This is a genomic window from Aneurinibacillus tyrosinisolvens (assembly GCF_001015055.1).
In the GTDB taxonomy this organism is placed as follows: Bacteria; Bacillota; Bacilli; order Aneurinibacillales; family Aneurinibacillaceae; genus Aneurinibacillus_A; species Aneurinibacillus_A tyrosinisolvens.
The window spans coordinates 136,319-155,498 of the sequence record NZ_BBWZ01000006.1; the positions used below are offsets into that span (position 1 = coordinate 136,319).

General features: G+C 43.1%; 19 protein-coding genes and 1 pseudogene. 15 read left to right on the top strand and 5 right to left on the bottom strand.

The genetic code is table 11. The features are described from left to right. Positions 1-66: 66 nt before the first annotated feature. Genes MBEAL2_RS08030 through MBEAL2_RS08040 form a run of 3 tightly spaced genes read right to left on the bottom strand, consistent with a single transcriptional unit; the run spans position 67 to position 2,971 of the window. Positions 67-1,563 (bottom strand): sodium:solute symporter family protein, encoded by a 1,497-nt coding sequence (locus tag MBEAL2_RS08030; RefSeq protein WP_047151789.1) that lies wholly within the window; start codon positions 1,561-1,563, stop codon positions 67-69. Beyond that, a complete protein-coding gene (locus MBEAL2_RS08035) occupies positions 1,563-1,760 on the bottom strand; it encodes a DUF3311 domain-containing protein (protein ID WP_047151790.1) in 198 nt (65 codons plus the stop codon). Before MBEAL2_RS08035 ends, MBEAL2_RS08030 begins: the two co-directional genes overlap by 1 nt. A 23-nt stretch (positions 1,761-1,783) precedes the next feature. Next, positions 1,784-2,971, bottom strand: coding sequence for a M20 family metallopeptidase (locus tag MBEAL2_RS08040; protein WP_047151791.1), 1,188 nt, complete (start codon positions 2,969-2,971; stop codon positions 1,784-1,786). A gap of 245 nt (positions 2,972-3,216) precedes the next feature. Here MBEAL2_RS08040 and MBEAL2_RS08045 point away from each other — a divergent pair, with 245 nt between their 5' ends. The 5 genes from MBEAL2_RS08045 (at position 3,217) to MBEAL2_RS08065 (ending at position 8,527) form a co-directional block, all read left to right on the top strand. Then, positions 3,217-4,512 carry a hypothetical protein gene (locus MBEAL2_RS08045; protein ID WP_047151792.1) on the top strand — a complete coding sequence of 432 codons (1,296 nt, stop codon included), beginning with the start codon at positions 3,217-3,219 and terminating at the stop codon, positions 4,510-4,512. Between the two features lie 30 nt (positions 4,513-4,542). Beyond that, a complete protein-coding gene (locus tag MBEAL2_RS08050) occupies positions 4,543-6,180 on the top strand; it encodes an amidohydrolase (RefSeq protein WP_047151793.1) in 1,638 nt (545 codons plus the stop codon). Positions 6,181-6,192: 12 nt separating this feature from the next. Then, entirely contained in the window at positions 6,193-7,305 is a 1,113-nt protein-coding gene (locus MBEAL2_RS08055; RefSeq protein ID WP_047151794.1) for a C45 family autoproteolytic acyltransferase/hydrolase, read from the top strand. Positions 7,306-7,391: 86 nt separating this feature from the next. After that, the gene (locus MBEAL2_RS33525) at positions 7,392-7,715 is read left to right on the top strand and encodes an amidase family protein (protein WP_082129822.1); all 324 of its coding nucleotides are present in this window, start codon (positions 7,392-7,394) and stop codon (positions 7,713-7,715) included. A 17-nt stretch (positions 7,716-7,732) separates the two neighbouring features. Then, a complete protein-coding gene (locus MBEAL2_RS08065; RefSeq protein WP_269082450.1) occupies positions 7,733-8,527 on the top strand; it encodes an amidase in 795 nt (264 codons plus the stop codon). Positions 8,528-8,893: 366 nt separating this feature from the next. On the opposite strand, the gene MBEAL2_RS33935 is transcribed toward MBEAL2_RS08065, so the two are convergent. Both MBEAL2_RS33935 and MBEAL2_RS29060 read right to left on the bottom strand, forming a co-directional pair. Continuing rightward, positions 8,894-9,052: a helix-turn-helix domain-containing protein gene (locus MBEAL2_RS33935; RefSeq protein WP_236692726.1), complete on the bottom strand. Its 159-nt coding sequence runs from the start codon at positions 9,050-9,052 to the stop codon at positions 8,894-8,896. Between the two features lie 107 nt (positions 9,053-9,159). Then, a pseudogene (locus MBEAL2_RS29060) lies at positions 9,160-10,347 on the bottom strand (sigma 54-interacting transcriptional regulator); the annotation flags it as partial. 200 nt (positions 10,348-10,547) lie between these two features. On the opposite strand from MBEAL2_RS29060, the gene ahlS reads away from it, so the two are divergent. The 10 genes from ahlS (at position 10,548) to MBEAL2_RS29070 (ending at position 19,085) form a co-directional block, all read left to right on the top strand. Continuing rightward, positions 10,548-11,381: an AhlS family quorum-quenching N-acyl homoserine lactonase gene (gene ahlS / locus MBEAL2_RS08075; RefSeq protein ID WP_047151797.1), complete on the top strand. Its 834-nt coding sequence runs from the start codon at positions 10,548-10,550 to the stop codon at positions 11,379-11,381. A gap of 38 nt (positions 11,382-11,419) precedes the next feature. Beyond that, the gene (locus tag MBEAL2_RS08080; protein ID WP_047151798.1) at positions 11,420-12,505 is read left to right on the top strand and encodes a zinc-binding dehydrogenase; all 1,086 of its coding nucleotides are present in this window, start codon (positions 11,420-11,422) and stop codon (positions 12,503-12,505) included. A gap of 32 nt (positions 12,506-12,537) precedes the next feature. Then, positions 12,538-13,980, top strand: coding sequence for an aldehyde dehydrogenase family protein (locus tag MBEAL2_RS08085; protein ID WP_047151799.1), 1,443 nt, complete (start codon positions 12,538-12,540; stop codon positions 13,978-13,980). A 281-nt stretch (positions 13,981-14,261) separates the two neighbouring features. Then, on the top strand, positions 14,262-14,786 hold the full coding sequence (locus tag MBEAL2_RS08090; RefSeq protein ID WP_047151800.1) for a MaoC family dehydratase: 525 nt from the start codon (positions 14,262-14,264) through the stop codon (positions 14,784-14,786). 54 nt (positions 14,787-14,840) lie between these two features. After that, entirely contained in the window at positions 14,841-16,022 is a 1,182-nt protein-coding gene (locus MBEAL2_RS08095; protein WP_047151801.1) for an acyl-CoA dehydrogenase family protein, read from the top strand. A gap of 67 nt (positions 16,023-16,089) precedes the next feature. Then, positions 16,090-16,911, top strand: a complete 822-nt coding sequence (locus tag MBEAL2_RS08100) for a CaiB/BaiF CoA transferase family protein (protein WP_369405478.1) — start codon at positions 16,090-16,092, stop codon at positions 16,909-16,911. Then, positions 16,863-17,249: a CoA transferase gene (locus MBEAL2_RS33940; protein WP_369405480.1), complete on the top strand. Its 387-nt coding sequence runs from the start codon at positions 16,863-16,865 to the stop codon at positions 17,247-17,249. Before MBEAL2_RS08100 ends, MBEAL2_RS33940 begins: the two co-directional genes overlap by 49 nt. A gap of 29 nt (positions 17,250-17,278) precedes the next feature. Beyond that, positions 17,279-18,172, top strand: a complete 894-nt coding sequence (locus MBEAL2_RS08105) for an HpcH/HpaI aldolase/citrate lyase family protein (RefSeq protein WP_047151802.1) — start codon at positions 17,279-17,281, stop codon at positions 18,170-18,172. Positions 18,173-18,408: 236 nt separating this feature from the next. Beyond that, entirely contained in the window at positions 18,409-18,630 is a 222-nt protein-coding gene (locus tag MBEAL2_RS29065; protein WP_052947577.1) for a GntR family transcriptional regulator, read from the top strand. A 29-nt stretch (positions 18,631-18,659) separates the two neighbouring features. Further along, positions 18,660-19,085, top strand: a complete 426-nt coding sequence (locus tag MBEAL2_RS29070; protein ID WP_269082455.1) for an FCD domain-containing protein — start codon at positions 18,660-18,662, stop codon at positions 19,083-19,085. Positions 19,086-19,180 lie beyond the last annotated feature (95 nt).

Consider the following 19,180-nt stretch of genomic DNA (forward strand, 5'->3'; position numbering starts at 1 on the left):
TTGTTGTTTACCCAATAGGGTGTTGAATATAAACCGTTTGGTCGATTATTTCGAAAAGGAAGATTCTTATTTTATCATGGTTGTCTGGATGTTTTCCATGGGTTCTACCTTTTTTGAAGCAGCGAAGTTTCGTGTGGCCAAGCTTACAATAACCAATACGGTGATGTTCATGATTAAAGCTATAACCCCGACGTTTAGGTCCTTTACCCCTTGCGGCAGTGAAGGCAGTAAAGTTCCGACTGTTGTTTTTGTAACGGTAATATAGGTAACGATACAAATGCCGACGATAATCCCGGCGCAAGCCCCATATTTTGTTACAAAGTTGTTTTTCATCAAGCTAAAGAGGAAACAGGGGAATAACTGAGTGACCAGACTGTACCCCATTAAGAGAAGGGTCACAATCGTGTTCCCTCCATTTAATGTAAAGTAAACCGAAATCAAAGATACCACAGGGACCAGGTATTTCGCCAATTTAGATACCTGCAAATCGGTTGCAGAAGGAACAACGACCTTATAAATATTTTTGGCTAAAGAAGTACCAGAAGCCATTAAAAGCATCGAACCGGGAACCAGGGCTGTCAATAAGCCAGCCGCTCCGACAAACCCGACAAGCCATGGATCAAAGGTTTTGACCGAAAGACGCAACAGAGAAAGGTCTTGTTCTGATCCTTTGAGCCCGGGAACTTGTAAAATGGCCGTGAAACCGACAAAGAACACAAACAGAAGCATCAGTGTATACAGCGGGCTCACAATCGCATTCTTACGGAATACCTTTTCATTTTGGGCAGAGTAAACGGCACCAAATGTATGCGGCCACATGTAGAAACCCAACACGGTCAAGACTACGGTAGAAATAAACCAGGAAATGCCCAGCCCCTTTTCAGGCAATGCAAGGAAGGTGGGGTTGGCTGTATGAACGGCTTCAAACATCGGCTGTAAGCCGCCGTAGTAATGGAAGGGCATATAAATCCCGAGAAAAATCACAATGGCAAAAATCATAATGTCTTTTATGACGGCTGTCCATGCCGAGCCATGAATACCAGAAACCATGACATAGATCGTAAGAGAAATGGCTCCAATCCAGATCGCAAATGATGGGGAAATAGAACCATAAGAGGCTTCCGATACAATAATTCCTAAACCTTTAAATTGTAAAATAAGGTAAGGGATCATGGCGATGACCCCAACAAAAGAGACAACAATACCTAAGAATGGACTTTTATACTTGGTGGCAAAAAAATCGGGTTGGGACATCAGATTGTTTTCTTTTGCATATTTCCAAATGAGTGGGAGAAAAAAATAGCCTAAAATGTAAGACAAGGAGATATAAGCTAAAATATACAGGGCGGGTCCGCCTTTGCCGTATGCCCAGGCACTCCCGCCGAGAAAGGTAAAGGTTGTGTAGATTTCACCGGCCATTAGAAGGAACACGAATAAGGCACCAAATCCGCGTCCTCCGACTGTCCATTGCTCGAGATTCATGTCTTTCCCTTTTTTTGCTCGAATCCCCAAATAAAGTGACAGCAGCAAAAAGCCGAAAATGACGATGAGCGCAGCATTCATCAGGCATCACCTTCCTGGTTGGCAGGATCAATTTTATAAATAATGGCCGTAATAACGGAAGTTAAAACGACCCATAACACGATCCAAAAAAGGATAAAGGGCATTCCAAGCACAAAAGGGGTTACTTTATTTACCAGCGGTAGTAACCCCAGCATACCAATAAAGGGAAGCAGGGCAAGAAAATGTATCAGTCTCATCGATAACCTCCATTTATAGAAATCTACTGTTCCAGTAATTTAAAAGTGGCATGGATGAACATTTTTACCCCTTTTTCCAGGGCATCCTCATCAACCGTGAAGCGAGGATGGTGATGTGGATAAATGATGCCCTTTTCTTGATTGCCAGCTCCCACATAGAAGTAAGTACCGGGGGCTTTTTGCTGGAATGCCGAGAAGTCTTCACCACCCATATTCGGTCTCATCATATCAAGGGCTTCATTGCCAAAGACTTCGCAAACCGTATCTTCGATGACCCTCGTCACTTGTTCATTGTTAACTACGGGGTGATAACCAAATACATAGTGGAATGCGTAGGTAGCCCCGTGTGCATCCGTGATTCCTTTAATGACTCTTTCCATAAGCTCTGGCAATGTTTCGCGAACCCTCGAGTCTAAAGTGCGGGTTGTACCACAAATTTGAACGGAACCAGGGATTACGTTGAACGTTGTTCCTCCGATAAATTGAGTGACAGATAGAACAATATTGTCTAGAGGGTCTGTATTTCTTGAAACGATGTGCTGAAGATTGGTTACAACCTGTGCAGCAATGGCGATACTGTCAATGGTTTGATGAGGCAGCGCAGCATGTCCGCCCTTTCCGTGAATGGTCAGGGTGAAGGTATCCATGGAGGCCATCATAGGTCCATATACGACTCCGATTTTTCCAATTTCAAGCGGAGACCAAAGATGTGTGCCAATTACTACATCTACGTTATCCATAACACCAGCACTTATCATTTCCTGTGCACCGCCTGGTAATGTTTCCTCCGCATGTTGAAACAGAAAACGAACTTCACCCTTGATTTGGTCTTGTAGTTGCGCGAGGGTTTTTGCTGTTCCCAGCAACATCGCTGTATGACCATCATGTCCGCATGCATGCATGACACCCGAATTTTGAGAAGTAAATTCGAAGGTGTTTTCTTCTTCGATGGGGAGGGCGTCCATATCAGCCCGGATGGCCACCACTTTACCCGGCTGTTTTCCAATAAGACGAGCCATCACGCTTGTTTTGGTTGGCTTCGAAACTTCTAAGCCATTGAAAGATTGGAGCGTTTCATAGACAAATTGTGATGTTTTTTCTTCATGGAAGGATAATTCGGGATGTTGATGGAGATATCGTCTCCAATTTATGACGTCACTTTTTACTTGGTCTATAAGACTATCAAAGGTTAACTCTGGTTTTACTTTCATTTTCAGACCTCCTTAAGACATATTGTATTGAAAATATAAGCCCATATTAATTCTGAATAATCTAATTTGTCAATACAATTTACAGTTATAGTTAAGTAAAATCACACTCTACAATTCTGAAAATTTAGTATTGTATAATTAATTTGTGTAAGATATATTAAAAACCAAAGAGTTTTGTTTTTTTACTTTTTTACGAAGTTAATTTCAGACCTTTTATAGACATCGTATAGCAAGGGGAAAGGACCATGAAGCTCAAAATCGCAGTCGTTGGACCTGAAATTCTTGTTCATGACATCAGCAAAGTAACAGAGGAATTTGAAGAAATCGAAGTTATCCCGATGATTTATAGCTCTGAATTAGAAGCTCCTTCATTAATTACCCAATTAAAAGAATTTGCCGATTTATTTTTATTTAGTGGGCAGGCACCGTATTATCTTTCACAAAAGGTTTTACCGGATGATCACCGAGCTGTTTTTATTCCGTTTGAAGGGACAGATATTTATAGCGTGCTGGCAAAGATTTACCAGGCGTATCATTTTTTTCCCATTATTAGTTTTGATTGCTTTTCTCCCCAGCATCTACAGGAAGTGTATGAAGAAATGGGACTGGCTGAAGTTTCGCGTTTCACGAAAACAATGGAAGGCTATTGGGATAGTGAAGAGCTATTTCATCATCATATGCATTTATGGACCGAAAAGAAAGTTCAGGTCATTGCAACAGGTCTTCACTCTGTGTACAAGCGGTTAAAACAGTTGAAAGTCCCGGTCTTCCTTATTAAGCATACGAAGCAAACGATTCGTGAAACGGTAAAGAAAGCCATTTTAATGGGAAACGAGCAAAAAAAGCATGGTGCTCAAATTACGGTTCTTCAATTTCAAATCGATGATGATAACTGTCACTTCGATACCTGGGAGAAGGGTGAATATTTGGAAGTAAAACAAAAAATTCTTGCGTATGGAAATGAACTATTTTCTAGCTCAGGCATTATAGACGGTAAGACGATTACACTGTACACGACCCGTGGAATATTAGAAAAGGTGACCAACCATTTGAAGGAGTATACCGTTTTAAATGAGATTCGAACCAAGTTCGCCCATACCATTAGCCTGGGGATTGGGATGGGAAATACAGGAGAAAGCGCGGTGTACAATGCGAGTCGGGCGCTTTTATTCGCCAGGCAAAATGGCGGGAATTGTGCCTTTTTAATCGATGATGAAAAAAAGGCCCATGGACCGCTTGGTTTTTCCCACCCCCTTGAGTATTCGCTCATCAATGTACAGGAGGGGAATTTTTCATCATTAACCGTCCGCAAATTTTTTGCCTGGTTATCCATCATGAGGAGAGACCGTGTAACTGCACGAGAAGTCAGTATTGGAATGAATACAAGTGATCGGCACGCTATCCGCATTTTAAAAAAACTTCGTGACAAAGGAGTGGCCGAAGTCATTGGAAAAGAGTCGATGAACCAGAGGGGGAGACCACGTCCGATATACAAAATTGACCTGATAAGCCTGGCAAGAGAAATCGAGAAAAAGGAATAAAGAAAAGCCATAAAACAGAGAGGTGATTTTATGTTTGCTGATTTTGTGTTTTTAAATGGGCAAGTGATTACCGTTAATAAAGAGAATGGCATTGCCGAAGCGGTTGCGGTAAAAGGGAATCGAATTGTGGCTGTGGGATTAAACGAGGAAGTGGAGAGCTGGATTGGTGATGATACAGAGACGATTGATTTAGAAGGACAAAGCTTACTGCCAGGATTTATTGATTCACATTTACACCTTACCCTATGCGGGACGAACCAGCTTGGGGTTAGCTGTAAAGAACCTCATATTCAGTCCATTGAGGATATCCTGGCAGATTTGAAAACAAAAGCAGAACAAACACCAAAAGGGCACTGGATACGGGCATGGGGCTTCAATGAAACAAAAATATCCGAACAGCGTTATCCAACCCGATGGGAGTTAGATGAAATCTCGACAGAACATCCGATTATGGTTGTTCGTACCTGCAGCCACATCTCAGCTGTAAACAGCAAAGCCCTAGAATTGGCTGCTATTGATGAGCATACGATGGATCCTGAAGGCGGAAAAATAGTGCGTGATGATAAAGGGATTCCTACAGGAGTCTTAATTGAGACTGCTCACATGAGCATATTTCAATTAGCGGCATATACCGAGGAAGAACTAAGAAAAGGCATGGCCCTTGCTTCGAATGATTTTGTTGCTGTCGGCATTACAAGTATTCATGATGCCGGTGGATATGGACCTGATAACATGAGGATTATGCAAAAGGCCGTTCGAGAAAAAGAGGTTAAGGTTCGTGTCTATGCAATAATTTCATCCTTAAATCATTCAGAGAAATTTGTGGCTAAAATGATGGAAGCCGGCATCATCACAGGTTTAGGAGACGAACGATTCAGGATAGGTCCGGCTAAAGTATTTACCGATGGCAGCAGCAGCGGACCGACCATTGCAACAAGAGAACCTTATACGAGCAATCCAAATGATTATGGCATTCTGTATTACAGCCAGGAAGAGTTAAATCGAATCCTTGGAGAAGCTCATGAGAAAGGGTTCCAGATTACAGCGCATGCCCAGGGCGATCGCGCGATTGAAATGATGTTAAATTGTATTGAGGAAGCCCTAACGAATCATCCGCGGACCAACCACCGCCATCGTATTGAGCATGCGGGTGTAACTATGCCTGATTTACTGCAGCGGATAAAAAAGCTTGGCATTATTCCGATTCCAAACCCGCCTTTCTTTTATGAATTTGGTGAAGGATATATCAAAAATTACGGCGAACGAGTCCATCATATGTTTCCTGTTCGTGATTTCATCGATGAAGGCGTAATCGCAGCGGGATCATCAGACAGCCCGGTCACCCATTACAATCCGCTGCTTGGCATTCACGTTGCGGTAAACCGAAAGACTGGTTCTGGCCAAGAAGTCGGAGCGAACCAACGAATTACCCCTCTTGAAGCTATTAAGCTTTATACATGGAATGGAGCTTATGCTAGTTTTGAAGAGAATATCAAAGGCAGCATTGAAGTCGGAAAACTAGCCGATCTTGTCGTCTTAAATCATCGGATTCTTGACGTACCGGAAGATAAAATTAAAGATCTTCGGGTTGAAATGACCATCATTGATGGTGAAGTGGTTTACCAAAAGGAAAAAGAAATGAATAAGGCAGTGGAAAGCGGAATCTAAGGAGGTTAATTTGTGGAAACATTTCCTTTCATTCATGTTAGTGGATCGGCTGTTGAACGTGGCAGAAAAATAGGGCAGCTCGCTAAAAAACAGATCATCCATAATATTAATAGTTACAAGCAAATTTTTATGGATTTGGCCGGAGTTAGTTGGGAAAGTGCAACAACCCGTGCTGCAGATTATATTCCTTGGATTGAACGGTATGATAAGGAGATAATGGATGAAATAAAAGGAATAAGTGAAGGCTCAGACCAAAATTTACTTGATATAGTAGCTTTAAACGCCCGAAGCGAAATCATTTTAAATACGGATGGCTGTACGAGTCTAGCCGTAGTTCCACCTGTTACCCGGAATGGCGACACGCTGATTGGCCAAAATTGGGATTGGCTGGATAAGATAAAGCCTGGGGTTATTATTTTAGAGATTGAACAATCTCCGCGTCCTACCATTTTAATGACGACAGAGGCAGGAATTGTAGGGAAAATTGGAATGAACAGCGAGGGCTTGGGAGTTTGCCTGAATTTATTAGGAACTGCAGATCGGGCAATGGGCGTGCCTATCCATATTGTATTGAGAGGTATTCTAAATAGTAAAAGCCTTTCCCAAGCCGTAGGTCAAGTAGGAAGATTGGCCAGGGGTACGTCTGCTAACTATCTTATCGCCCATAAGGAAGGGGAAGCGTTAGATATTGAGGCAACCCCCCATGATTATGATGTGTTATATCCAGCAGATGGAATGCTGACTCATACGAATCATTTTATTGGGGCGCGTAAGGTCAATATACAGGACACGGCACGAATTAAATTCCCTGATACGCATTTGCGTCAAGGCCGTGCGAATAAATTACTTTTAGCTCAGAACGAAAGTGCAGACGCTCAGGTCTTTAAAACCGTTCTGACCGATCATGTTGGATATCCTGATGGGATCTGCCGACACGGAGAGTTATTTCCGCCTGATTTAGGCCGCCCTGTAGCAGGTAATACAGTGTTCTCCATCATCATGAATTTGTCTCAGGGTGTCATGGAATTAACAACGGGCCAGCCTTGCTCAAGCCCATACAAGATTTATCGTTTTACTACGAATCGCCAAATTGAACCACTCTTTATGCCAAAAGGGAGGGCCTAAAAGATGCTTTATGACTTAACTATCGCTGCCGCCTCCAAACAAATTCAGGCTAAGCAGCTGTCCCCTGCCAGGTTCTTCTTGATCGCATTGCAGTGGTAGATACTCAAATCCAAGCCTGGGTTACGGTTGTAGAGGAGCAGGCATTAGAAGCAGCCAAACAAGCGGAAAAGGAAATTTACGAAGGAAGGATAAGGGGCCCTTTACACGGCATCCCTTTTGGTGCGAAGGATTTATATTATACGGCAGGGATAAGAACAAGTGCGGGCTCAAAAGCACTGGAAGATTTTGTGCCTACCTCGGATGCTACTGTTATTTCTCGTTTAAAAGAAGCGGGGGCAATTTTACTTGGGAAAACAACCATGACAGAATTTGCTTTTTTCGGTGGAGCGCCGTCCACAAGAAATCCTTAAAAGCGACTTATGGACGCGTGAGTCGCGCAGGAGCCATCCCGTGTAGCTGGAGTTTGGATCATGCTGGGGCGATTACCCGAACGGTTGAGGATACAGCCTTGGTATTACAGGTGATAGCTGGGGATGATCCACTGGATTCGACAACGCTACAAACCCCCGTCCCGGATTATACAGGTTCTCTCATGAACGATGTGAAAAATATGGTCATAGGTATTCCTGATACACAGTTTTTTAATGAAGTCGATCCTGAAATCGCACTCGCCTTTAATCAATCATTACTAGACTTTCAGGAGCTTGGTGTAAGAATCGTGTCGGTTTCACTGCCGAAAAATTTAGAGGATGCAAATCAAGCACATCGCATCGTAATGAAAGCTGAAGCGGCTTGTTACCACCAAGACCATTACCCAAAAAACCACACGCTTTACAATCCGCAATTGCGTCAAGAACTGGAACTAGGCCAACTCGTTTCAGCTGTTGATTATTTGCGTGCTCAGCACATTCGTGCTGCTTTTAGGAACGAACTAGTTGATTTACTTGAAGGCGTAGATGCTATTATTACGCCTGCAACGCCCACCCCCGCGCCACAAGGCCTTTCCTATACAGGCTCGCCTGCATTCAACATCCCTTTTACGAACGCAGGGGTTCCTAGCTTAACTCTTCCTAACGGTTTTACCGAAACAACCCGTCTTCCTCTTGGCTTACAATTGGTGGCCCGCCCTTTGGGAGAGGAAAGGTTAATCAAATTAGGGCACGCATACCAGTCTATCACGGATTGGCACAAAGAACGGCCTAGATTAGCCTTTATAAAATAACCGGTAAAAATAAAAGAAGACTTACGTTTGACTCAACGTAACCCCTCTAAGCGCTGAATCTTCATGTCAGATTGGCTTGGAGGGCTTTTTTATCGTTAAAGAAAGCATATGTTGCTTTAAAACAATAAAGTGGTTTGGGGTGGGGACTGATAGGTCCCCCTTTCTCACTATACTCAACAAAAAGAATGGATCTTTTGTAGTAAATTTAGACACATAAAAGGGGGGATGGACAAGCTGTTGCCATTGTGAGCATCTTAACGTCTTGTCCTATCCTGAAGAGAAGAATGCTCTCGTTATTACCGAAGGTATTAAGCAGTATGAGACTGGCTCTATTTTCCCAGTGATTTGCCGTCAGAACCCGAAAATCTACATTTTATCGACATTATACTTTTTCATTTTTCGAATGAGTGTAGAGTGGTCTATTTTTAATAGGGTAGCAGCTTTTCGTATACTCCCCTGTTTTTGCAATGCTTCGGTAATAAGCTTTTTTTCTAACTGTTCTAATGTTTCTCTAAGTCCAGGCATTTCTTCGATATTCTGTTGAGATGCTATCTGCTGTTTTTCACAATGATAGCCAGTGGATGGTTCTTTAATATAAACAGGCAGATGGAATGGCTTGATTTCGCAGTTTATAGTAGAAACAATAAGGTTTTCAATAAGATTACGAACTTCACGGATATTCCCAGGCCATGGATATCCTTCAAGATAACCTATCGTTTCTTCTGAAATGTGCTTCTCGACACGATATTCCTTACAGTATTTATTTAAATAGTAGAAAATAAGCGGTTGAATGTCTTCTCTTCGTGCTCGCAGCGGAGGAATAAAAATATCGACAACATTAAGACGATAATATAAATCTTCGCGAAATTCTCCCCTCTTTACCAATTGTTTTAAATCCCTGTTTGTAGCTGAAAGAATTCGGATATCGAGAGATATGCTTTTCACCCCGCCTACTCTTCGCAATTCCCGTTCCTGAATGACCCGGAGGAGCTTTCCCTGTAGATTTATCGGTAGGTCGCCGATTTCATCTAAAAGAATCGTCCTTCATTGGCCAATTCGAATAATCCCGGTTTACCCAAAGTATGGGCACCAGAAAAAGCCCCCTTTTCATAACCGAATAGTTCTGCTTCTAGCAGAGTTTCAGGGATAGCCGCACAGTTTACTTTAATAAAAGGTTTTTTGGAACGTCTGCTGTATTTATGGATGACATTAGCAATCACTTCTTTTCCCACGCCAGATTCTCCCCGAAGCAGTATGCTGGTGGGATAGCGCGCAATGTGCCGCATGGAAGTAATTAAGGACTTCATTTGTTCGCTTTGAAAGATAAATTCCGGCTCAGACGGATGTGAGTAAGCGATTTCTTCAGAAAATTTTTCGCTTAGTCTCCTCGCTTTTTCTAGATCTTCCTCAAGTTTTTTTAAATAGCTAATATCACGGGCATTATTGACAACCATTATAATTTTTCCGTTTTCATCTTTTATAGGTATTCCTGTCACCATAATGTTTTTGCCTTTACCTATGGTTTGCAGGCGTGAAACGATTTTTTGTTCTGTAAGTACCTGAAGACTGACCGATTCCGAAATCATACCTTCCTGTACAAGCCAGCTCATATGTTTGCCAACCAAATCTTCTCTTTTATAACCTGTCATTTTTTCATAAGCACTGTTTACACGAAGTGTATAACCTTCCCCGTCAGTTAAATAAAGACCATCCTGTGAAGCATCAAAAATGGCATTAAGCTGGGAAATGATTTTTTCATGAATTTCTTTGTGGCTGAGCGACCTATTCATTACCGCAGTGGTTTCCACTCTTTCTTTCATTCACGATCCTCCCATTTTATCGGTGTAATATGGCACCATGGTAGAATTATGCACCAAACTTATGGTGTTATTGTACACCGCTGTCCTACATTTTTATAGTATTTTTTGAATATTCTAACCGAATTTAGATTGTTAAGAAGTGGCATGTTTTTTGCAAATACAAAAATAGGCAAGAAATATAGTTTAAAGGAGGCTTTGTCATGATTAAACCTAAGTTATTCGTACTGGATACTGGAACAATGAAAATGGACAAAGGATACATGGTCGCGATGCATAATCCGGCATCGATTTCCAATCCTAATCCGCCTGCTGAATATATTGAGTTTCCAGTATATGCGGTTCTTATTGATCATCCAGAAGGGAAAATTCTTTTCGATACAGGTTGTAATCCGGAAGGGATGGGGAAAGGCGGGCGTTGGCCGGAAGGAGTACAGCAGCTGTTTCCTTATTTAGCAAATGAAGAATGTTACTTAATCAATCGGTTAGCTCAATTAAAAGTTCGTCCTCAAGATATTAAGTATGTTGTGGCTTCCCACCTGCATCTTGATCATGCCGGCTGTCTTGAACTTTTTACAAATGCGACGATTATTGTACACGACACCGAACTATCGAATACGATGAAATCATTCGCAATGAGCAGGGAGTTGGGTGCTTACATCTGGGCAGACATTGACGCCTGGATCCGTACGGGGCTTAACTGGAAGACGATTCAGCCTCAGGATAAAGAAGTTCCTCTAGTGGAAGGTGTTAAAATATTAAACTTTGGCCCTGGTCATGCATGGGGCATGCTTGGTTTGCATGTGGAACTTCCAGGTACGGGAAGTATTGTGCTCGCTTCCGATGCTATTTACTCAGCGGAAAACTATGGGCCTCCGGCAAAAATACCAGGGATTATATACGACTCTGTCGGCTTTGTTAACACTGTGAATAGGATTCGTGAATATGCGGCCCGAACAAAGTCACAAGTGTGGTTTGGACATGATTCAGATCAATTCAGTAAGTTTATCAAATCAACAGAAGGATATTACGAATAAAAGCAGGGTTAACCAACAATAAAAAGGAGTGAAGAACAATGAAAGGCAAAGTAGCGGTTATGACAGAACCGGAAAAGCTAACATTCGCGGAGTATGAACTGCCTGACGCAGGTCCAGGTGCTATACTTGTCAAAGTAATCCGGACCAACGTATGTGGTTCTGAACTACATATCTGGAAGGGACAGCATCCAACAAAAAAATCAGGTGTTATGGGGCATGAGATGGTTGGTATGATCGCCAAGCTGGGAGAAGGTGTGGAAACAGATTATGCGGGAAACCCGGTAAAAGTCGGTGATCGGATTGCTTCAGCTTATTTTTTAACATGCCGTAAATGTAACTCGTGTCAGGAAGGAAAATTCCATCTTTGTGAAAACGCTTACAAATTCTGGGCGAAAAACCCGGAAGAAGCCCCTCATTTTCACGGGTCATTTGCCACACATTATTATATCCATCCAGATCAATACTTTTATAAAGTTCCTGATAACGTTTCCGATTCTGCGGCAGCAAGTGCAAACTGTGCGCTTTCCCAAGTATATTTCGGAATTGAAAAGGCAAATGTTCATTTTGGGGAAACGGTTGTCATCCAAGGTGCCGGAGGATTAGGGTTAAACGCAGCTGCGGTAGCAAAAGAGTTTGGCGCCCGTGTTATTGTCATTGATGCTGTGGCATCTAGATTGCAGAAGGCCAGCTTATTTGGTGCAGATTATGTCATCGATATGAATGAATACGATACGGTAGAAAAGAGAGTTCAGGCTATTTTAGACGCGAATGGTGGAAAAGGTGCCGATGTGGCAATGGAATTGACCGGTGTACCGGCCGCCTTCAACGAAGGCATCCATCTTTTAAAGCCGGGAGGCAGATATATTAGCATCGGAAATATTTCACCGGGAAAAATGATGTCGTTCGATCCGGGATTGATGACAAGAAAATCAATCCAGATTATTTCTCTCGTGCGCTACGATCCATGGTATCTCCAGAAAGCTCTTCAATTTCTCGCTGAAAAAGGGGATAAGTACCCTTTTAATGAGATGTTGGACTGTGATTTTTCGCTTGATGAAATTGGACAGGCGCTTGATAAATCTGCAAACCGGGAAATTACAAGGGCATCCATCGTATTAGAATAAAGTCCTACTTTATGCTGATTGGGAGGAAGACGATGAAACCTTTACAAATATTTATTAATGGAAGATGGACAGATAGTGTCTCGGGTAATCATTTTGCAACAATAAACCCGGCGACGATGGAGGAAATTGCTCAGGTGCCACGCGGTGATAAAGCGGATATTGATAAAGCTGTAGAGGCAGCACGAGCGGCTTTTGAATCTGAAGAATGGAAAAATTTTCTACCCGCTGATCGAGGCAGAATTATGCATGAGATTGCCCGTTTGATTCGTGAGCAAAAAGAGGAACTCATCCAGCTCGAAACCAGGGATACCGGAAAACCGCTTGCCCAGGCAGCCGTAGATGTGGAAGTAGCGGCCCGATATTTTGAGTACTATGCAGGTGTCGCTGACAAAATTCTTGGAGAAACCATTCCGATTCGATCAGACGTGCTTGATTTTACTCTTCGCGAACCGCTTGGTGTGACGGCCCATATCGTTCCATGGAATTACCCGATTCAAATTGCCGCTCGCAGTCTGGCTCCTGCGTTTGCGGCCGGAAACACATCGGTTATTAAACCGGCCGAGGATACACCATTAACGGCTCTGCGGCTTGCGGCTATTTGTGAACAGGCAGGAATGCCGAAAGGGACTGTAAATGTTGTTACCGGATACGGGTCGGAAGCAGGAGCAGCATTAGCTGCCCATCCCGATATCGATCATATTACATTTACCGGTTCAGTCGATACAGGAACAGAAGTAATGAAAGCAGCAGCGGTAAATATTAAACCGGTTACCCTCGAATTGGGAGGGAAGTCACCGAATATCGTGTTTGAAGATGCTGACTTAGAAGAAGCAGCGCAATGGGTTGTGCGGTCCATCATCCAGAACACAGGGCAGACCTGTTCGGCAGGTTCACGCCTTCTTGTTGAACGATCTATATATTCCTCTTTTACTTCTATGGTAAAAGCAAATATGGAGAAACTGCGTGTAGGAGCAGGAGAGGATAATCCAGATATAGGACCGATTATATCGGAGAAACAGTTGCAAAGAATTGAGTCATATATGGAAGTCGCCCAAAAGGAGAGGGCAACCATTTTGCTGGGCGGAAAAAGATGTGAAGAGGTAGGCAATGGGTTCTTTTTTGAACCGACCATTATTGATGGAGTTACAACAGACAGCAGGCTTGCACAGGAAGAGATTTTTGGTCCAGTGCTTGTTGTTCTGCCGTTTGATTCACCACAGGAAGCGGTAAAGATAGCCAATGATACAGCGTACGGGTTGGTGACGGGGGTGTGGACATCCAATATTCATAAAGCACATTGGGTTGCTTCACGAGTTCGTTCAGGGCAGGTATTCGTTAATAATTATGGCGCTGGCGGTGGAGTGGAAATGACATTTGGCGGTTATCGTAAAAGTGGGTTTGGCCGTGAAAAAGGACTGGAAGCGCTTAAGTATTATACGCAGGTTAAAAATGTAGCGATTAAGTTTCAAATATAATGATTGTCCGAGCTTAACGAACTATTTTAAGAGTAGGTCAGGCTGTCGAGAGCGTCTCGGCAGTCTTTTTATTTATTACAGACAAAAAGAGGCTTATGTATTAATAAGTAGTTAAAACATTTTAATGATTTTATATATTGACAATTTTTAAGTTAAAACATACCATAAGGGTATCAAGGATATTGGATCCAATATTCAAGTTGTTTCGTAAAAATTACCATAAGAAAATGAAACTTTGTGATTTAATCTTTTTAAAATTAAAAATTAGGAGATGAATAGGGATGACAATTAAAAAAGGCTGGAACGGACGTTTTTTTGAGGATTTTGAAGTGGGAGATATTTATCCTCATCCACTTGGCAGGACGGTAACACAAACAGACAACATATGGTTTACACTTCTTACGCAAAATACAAACCCAATCCACTTTGACACTGTTTATTCGGAGAAGACAGAGTTTGGCCGACCTCTTGTAGATTCTACCTTTACAGTAGCTTTAGTAACAGGCCAATCGGTAACCGACATTTCCCAAAATGTAATGGCAAACCTCGGCTGGGACGAAATACGACTTCCAAACCCTGTTTTTGAAGGAGATACAATTTACTCCTATAGTGAGGTTCTTGAGAAGCGTGAATCTAAGTCTCGCCCCAATGTAGGAATTGTAAAAGTAAAAACAGGTGGATATAACCAGGATGGTAAGGTGGTTATTGAATTTAAGCGTACCTTTATGGTGTATAAGCATGGTTGTGCTCCTGATATGACCAATGATTTGCTTTCCAAAGTTTTGAAGCAAGAGTCAATGAGTTAATCATTCAATTACATTATTCTCAAAACATCTATCACATAGGAGGAGGAAGAAAAAATGGCACAAAAAACGGAAGAAAAGATAAATCACAATGAATTACACGAAGAACTACGAAAAGGTGTACGTAAAGTTTGCAGTCGTTTTCCTGATTCTTATTGGCGTGAACTGGAAGCAGAACATGCTTATCCAGGAGAGTTTGTGGAAGCGTTAACAAAAGGAGGATACCTGGCAGCTTTGATTCCGGAAGAGTATGGCGGCTCCGGATTCGGGATTACCGAAGCTTCCATTATACTTGAAGAGATTAATCGTTCTGGTGGGAATGCGGGTGCATGCCATGCACAGATGTATACGATGGGCACAGTGCTCCGTCATGGATCCGAAGAACAAAAAAATAAATATTTACCACAAATCGCAGATGGCTCACTCCGTCTTCAAGCCTTTGGTGTAACAGAACCGAATACCGGAACGGACACCACCCAACTAAAAACAACGGCTGTACGTAAGGGCGACAAATATATAGTTAACGGGCAAAAGGTGTTTATTTCACGTGTGGAGCATTCAGACATGATGATATTGCTTGTCCGCACAACACCGCTCGATCAAGTCAAGAAGCGAACAGAAGGTTTGTCAGTGTTGTTGGTCGATTTGCGGCAAGCGATTGGGAATGGAATCACGGTCCGCCCTATTCGTACAATGATGAATCACGCCACTACAGAGCTTTTCATTGAAGATTTAGAAGTACCTGTTGAGAACCTTATCGGGGAAGAAGGGAAAGGGTTTCGCTATATTCTAGATGGAATGAATGCAGAACGCATTCTTATCGCAGCTGAATGTATTGGAGATGGCAGGTGGTTTGTTGAGCGGGCGACGAATTATGCAAACCAACGGGTTGTCTTCCAGCGTCCAATCGGTCAGAATCAGGGCATTCAATTTCCAATCGCAAGATCCTATATCAACGTGGAAGCGGCTGATTTAATGCGCTTTCGGGCGGCAGAACTTTTCGATAGGGGCGAGCCATGCGGGGCAGAAGCAAATATGGCGAAATTGCTAGCTGCCGACGCTTCCTGGGAAGCGGCTAATGCAGCTTTACAAACCCACGGTGGCTTTGGATTCGCGGAAGAATATGATGTTGAACGCAAATTCCGTGAAACACGTTTGTATCAAGTTGCTCCTATTTCTACCAATTTAATTTTATCCTATGTAGCGGAGCATATATTAAAACTACCTCGCTCTTATTGATTTTCGGATCCAATATCCGTATTGAATGGGGTGTAAGCAATTATTATGATTTTACGGAGGTGTACAAATGCTACCATTGGAAGGAATTACTGTAGTGTCACTAGAGCAAGCCATTGCCGCTCCATTTGCCACACGCCAGCTGGCTGATTTAGGTGCTCGTGTTATTAAAATTGAACGACCGGATGTGGGAGATTTTGCCCGTCAATATGATACAACCGTAAATGGAATATCCAGCCATTTCGTGTGGACAAATCGCTCCAAACAATCCATAGAACTGGATTTAAAAACCGAAGAAAGCCAGCAAATACTGTTAGATTTGCTTGCGAAGGCTGATGTGTTTGTACAGAATTTAGCCCCTGGAGCCATTGACAGGCTTGGATTTAGCCCGGTTGAATTACGCGAGAAATTTCCCGGCCTTATTATTTGTGGTATTTCCGGTTATGGCACGGAGGGGCCGTATCGGGATAAAAAAGCATATGATTTGCTCATTCAGTGTGAATCCGGGCTTGTTTCATTGACTGGTACAGCGGAGGCCCCATCGAAGGTAGGAATTTCGATTGCCGATATTGCGGCCGGTATGTATGCGTATACTGGGATTTTGACCGCGCTCCTTCAGCGCCAGAAGACGGGAGAAGGTACAGTTTTAGAAGTATCAATGCTGGAAGCACTTGGGGAATGGATGGGTTATCCCCTTTACTATACGCATTATGGCGAAAAAGAGCCGCAAAGGACGGGTGCAAGACACGCCACAATCTATCCATACGGTCCGTTTCCAGCCAAAGATAATAAAACGGTGTTTTTCGGAATTCAAAACGAGCGGGAGTGGGCACAATTTTGCGAATGGTGCTTGAGCAGCAGGAAATTGCATTGGACCCGCGCTTTAACCTGAATCATAAGCGTATTCACAACCTAAAAGAACTGGAAAAAATAATCAATGACAAGCTTCTGACCCTGACAGCCGATGAGATTATGGGACGTCTGGAGGCTGCGAAGATAGCAAATGCACGCATGAATACAATGCATGAGTTTATTGAACATCCCCAGCTCAAAGCGCGCAACCGCTGGCGAGAGGTGGAGACAGAAGTAGGGCCTGTGCGTGCGCTTATCCCACCGGCTATGCCGGAAGGAATAGAGCCGGTCATGAAGCCAGTGCCGCGTCTTGGGGAACATAATGAATTAATTTTGGCTGAGATAGGCCGCAGTAAGAGTGTCATAAACAAAGGGTAGGAAAGGAAGCCGAAAGGGGGGAGAGATACATGCCACTGTGGCGAAGCTGGATGTTTATACCGGGGAATCAGGAAAGAAAGCTCGCGAAAGCGGCGCAGACAGAAGCGGACGTTATTATTTATGATTTAGAAGACGCAGTTCCTATTGAGGAGAAAAAACAGGCAAGACAGATGGTTAAACAGGCGCTAACGAAAAAAAATGGAAGAGAAACATTTGTCCGGATTAATGATCTGTCCACCCCGTATTTTATGGATGATATACAGGAAATGGTAGGATATGGCGCTGATGGCATTATGCTGCCGAAAACAGGGAAGAAAGAGGACATTGACCTGGTTGATTATCTTCTAAGAGCAGCGGAAATGCGGCACGGCCGCAAAGTTGGTGAGACAGTGATTATGCCGCTAATTGAGTCGGCGTCCGGATTGCACCACGCCTTTGATATCGCAAAAGCCAGTGACAGGATCCGCTGCCTGGCATTCGGGTCGGTCGATTACACGCTGGATGTTTACGCCGAACTTACGAAAGAAGGAACAGAAATCCTCTTTGCCCGCTCCTGGCTTGTTAATGTGTCACGAGCTGCAGGTATCCACCCGCCAATAGATGGGGTCTACGTAGACATTCAAGATGAAGAGGGTCTTAAAAAAGAAGCCAAATTGATTAAGCAGCTTGGTTTTCAGGGGAAATTGGCACTTCATCCTAAACAAAATGTCATTATTAATGATGTGTTTCTGCCCTCAGAGGAGGAAATCAAGCTGGCCCGGCGCATTACGCAAGCGTTTGATGAGGCCATAAAGCAGGGAATCGCCGCCATTCAGGTCAATGGTAAGATGGTTGATTATCCTGTGGCGATGCGGGCGCGCAAAATGATAGAGCAGATGGAAGCGCTTGGGTCAAGTGAAAGGGAAGAAAAGCGTGCAAACTAAACCATACTCTCCTTCTGTAATCCCGGGAGTGGGTTACAATACAAGTGGATTTAAAACAAACAACGTAATTTAAAAAATGTGAATAATTCAGAACAATTTATATTATCTGTTTACCCTTTTTACTATCTATATTATATTAGGATTAAGGATTATGGATCCAAAATGTTAGAGTATTTTTCCTATTAGCTTTATAATGAAAGAAAAACACATAAAGCTTAGAGGAGATTGGAAAAAACATGGAGCCAATTATTATACAACCTGCACGGGAAAAAGTAGCCGCTATTTTAAGGAAAGCGATATTCCTGGGTGAATTAAAACCGGGTGAAGTTCTGTCACAGGAGGAAATGGCCAGCAAGCTTGGTATTTCCCGCATGCCTGTAAGAGAAGCCTTTCAAATGCTTGAACGAGATGGCTTGCTTGTGCTGCAAAACCGGCGCGGTGCTGTGGTACGTGGCTGACGCTGGCCGATATTCAGGAACATTACGAACTGCGCGCTTTAATGGAAGGGGAAGCAGCCGCCCGGGCCAGTAGATATGGTGAAGATTTTACATCAATTTTTTTAGCACTTGAGAAAACCGAACAGGCAGCACAAAGTGGGGACGTAGCAGCGTACGTATCAGCTAATGACGAGTTTCATCATGCTATTTGGAAGACGGGGAAAGGACAGCGTTTAGAAACGCTGTTACACCAGATATGGAATGGGCTCCCGACCCGTCTTCCGGAGCTGCTGACTGAGCAAATCGAGCGTTCATTATCTGAACACAAGCAGCTTGTTAAGGTCATTTCCGAACGAAAGGCAGACGAGGCACGAGCAACAATGTCTCATCATATTATGCGAAGTTTTCACGATTTTGTCGCCTCTAGAGAACATACACAGCAAGCTCCCACACAAGCAGAGGGAAAAGGCGAATAAGCATTCACTACGTAACCAATAGATTGTCCGCTCCAGCAGATAGGAGATCTGCGTATCTTCTGCCTGCTGGAGCGGATGGTCACACAGATGGATAA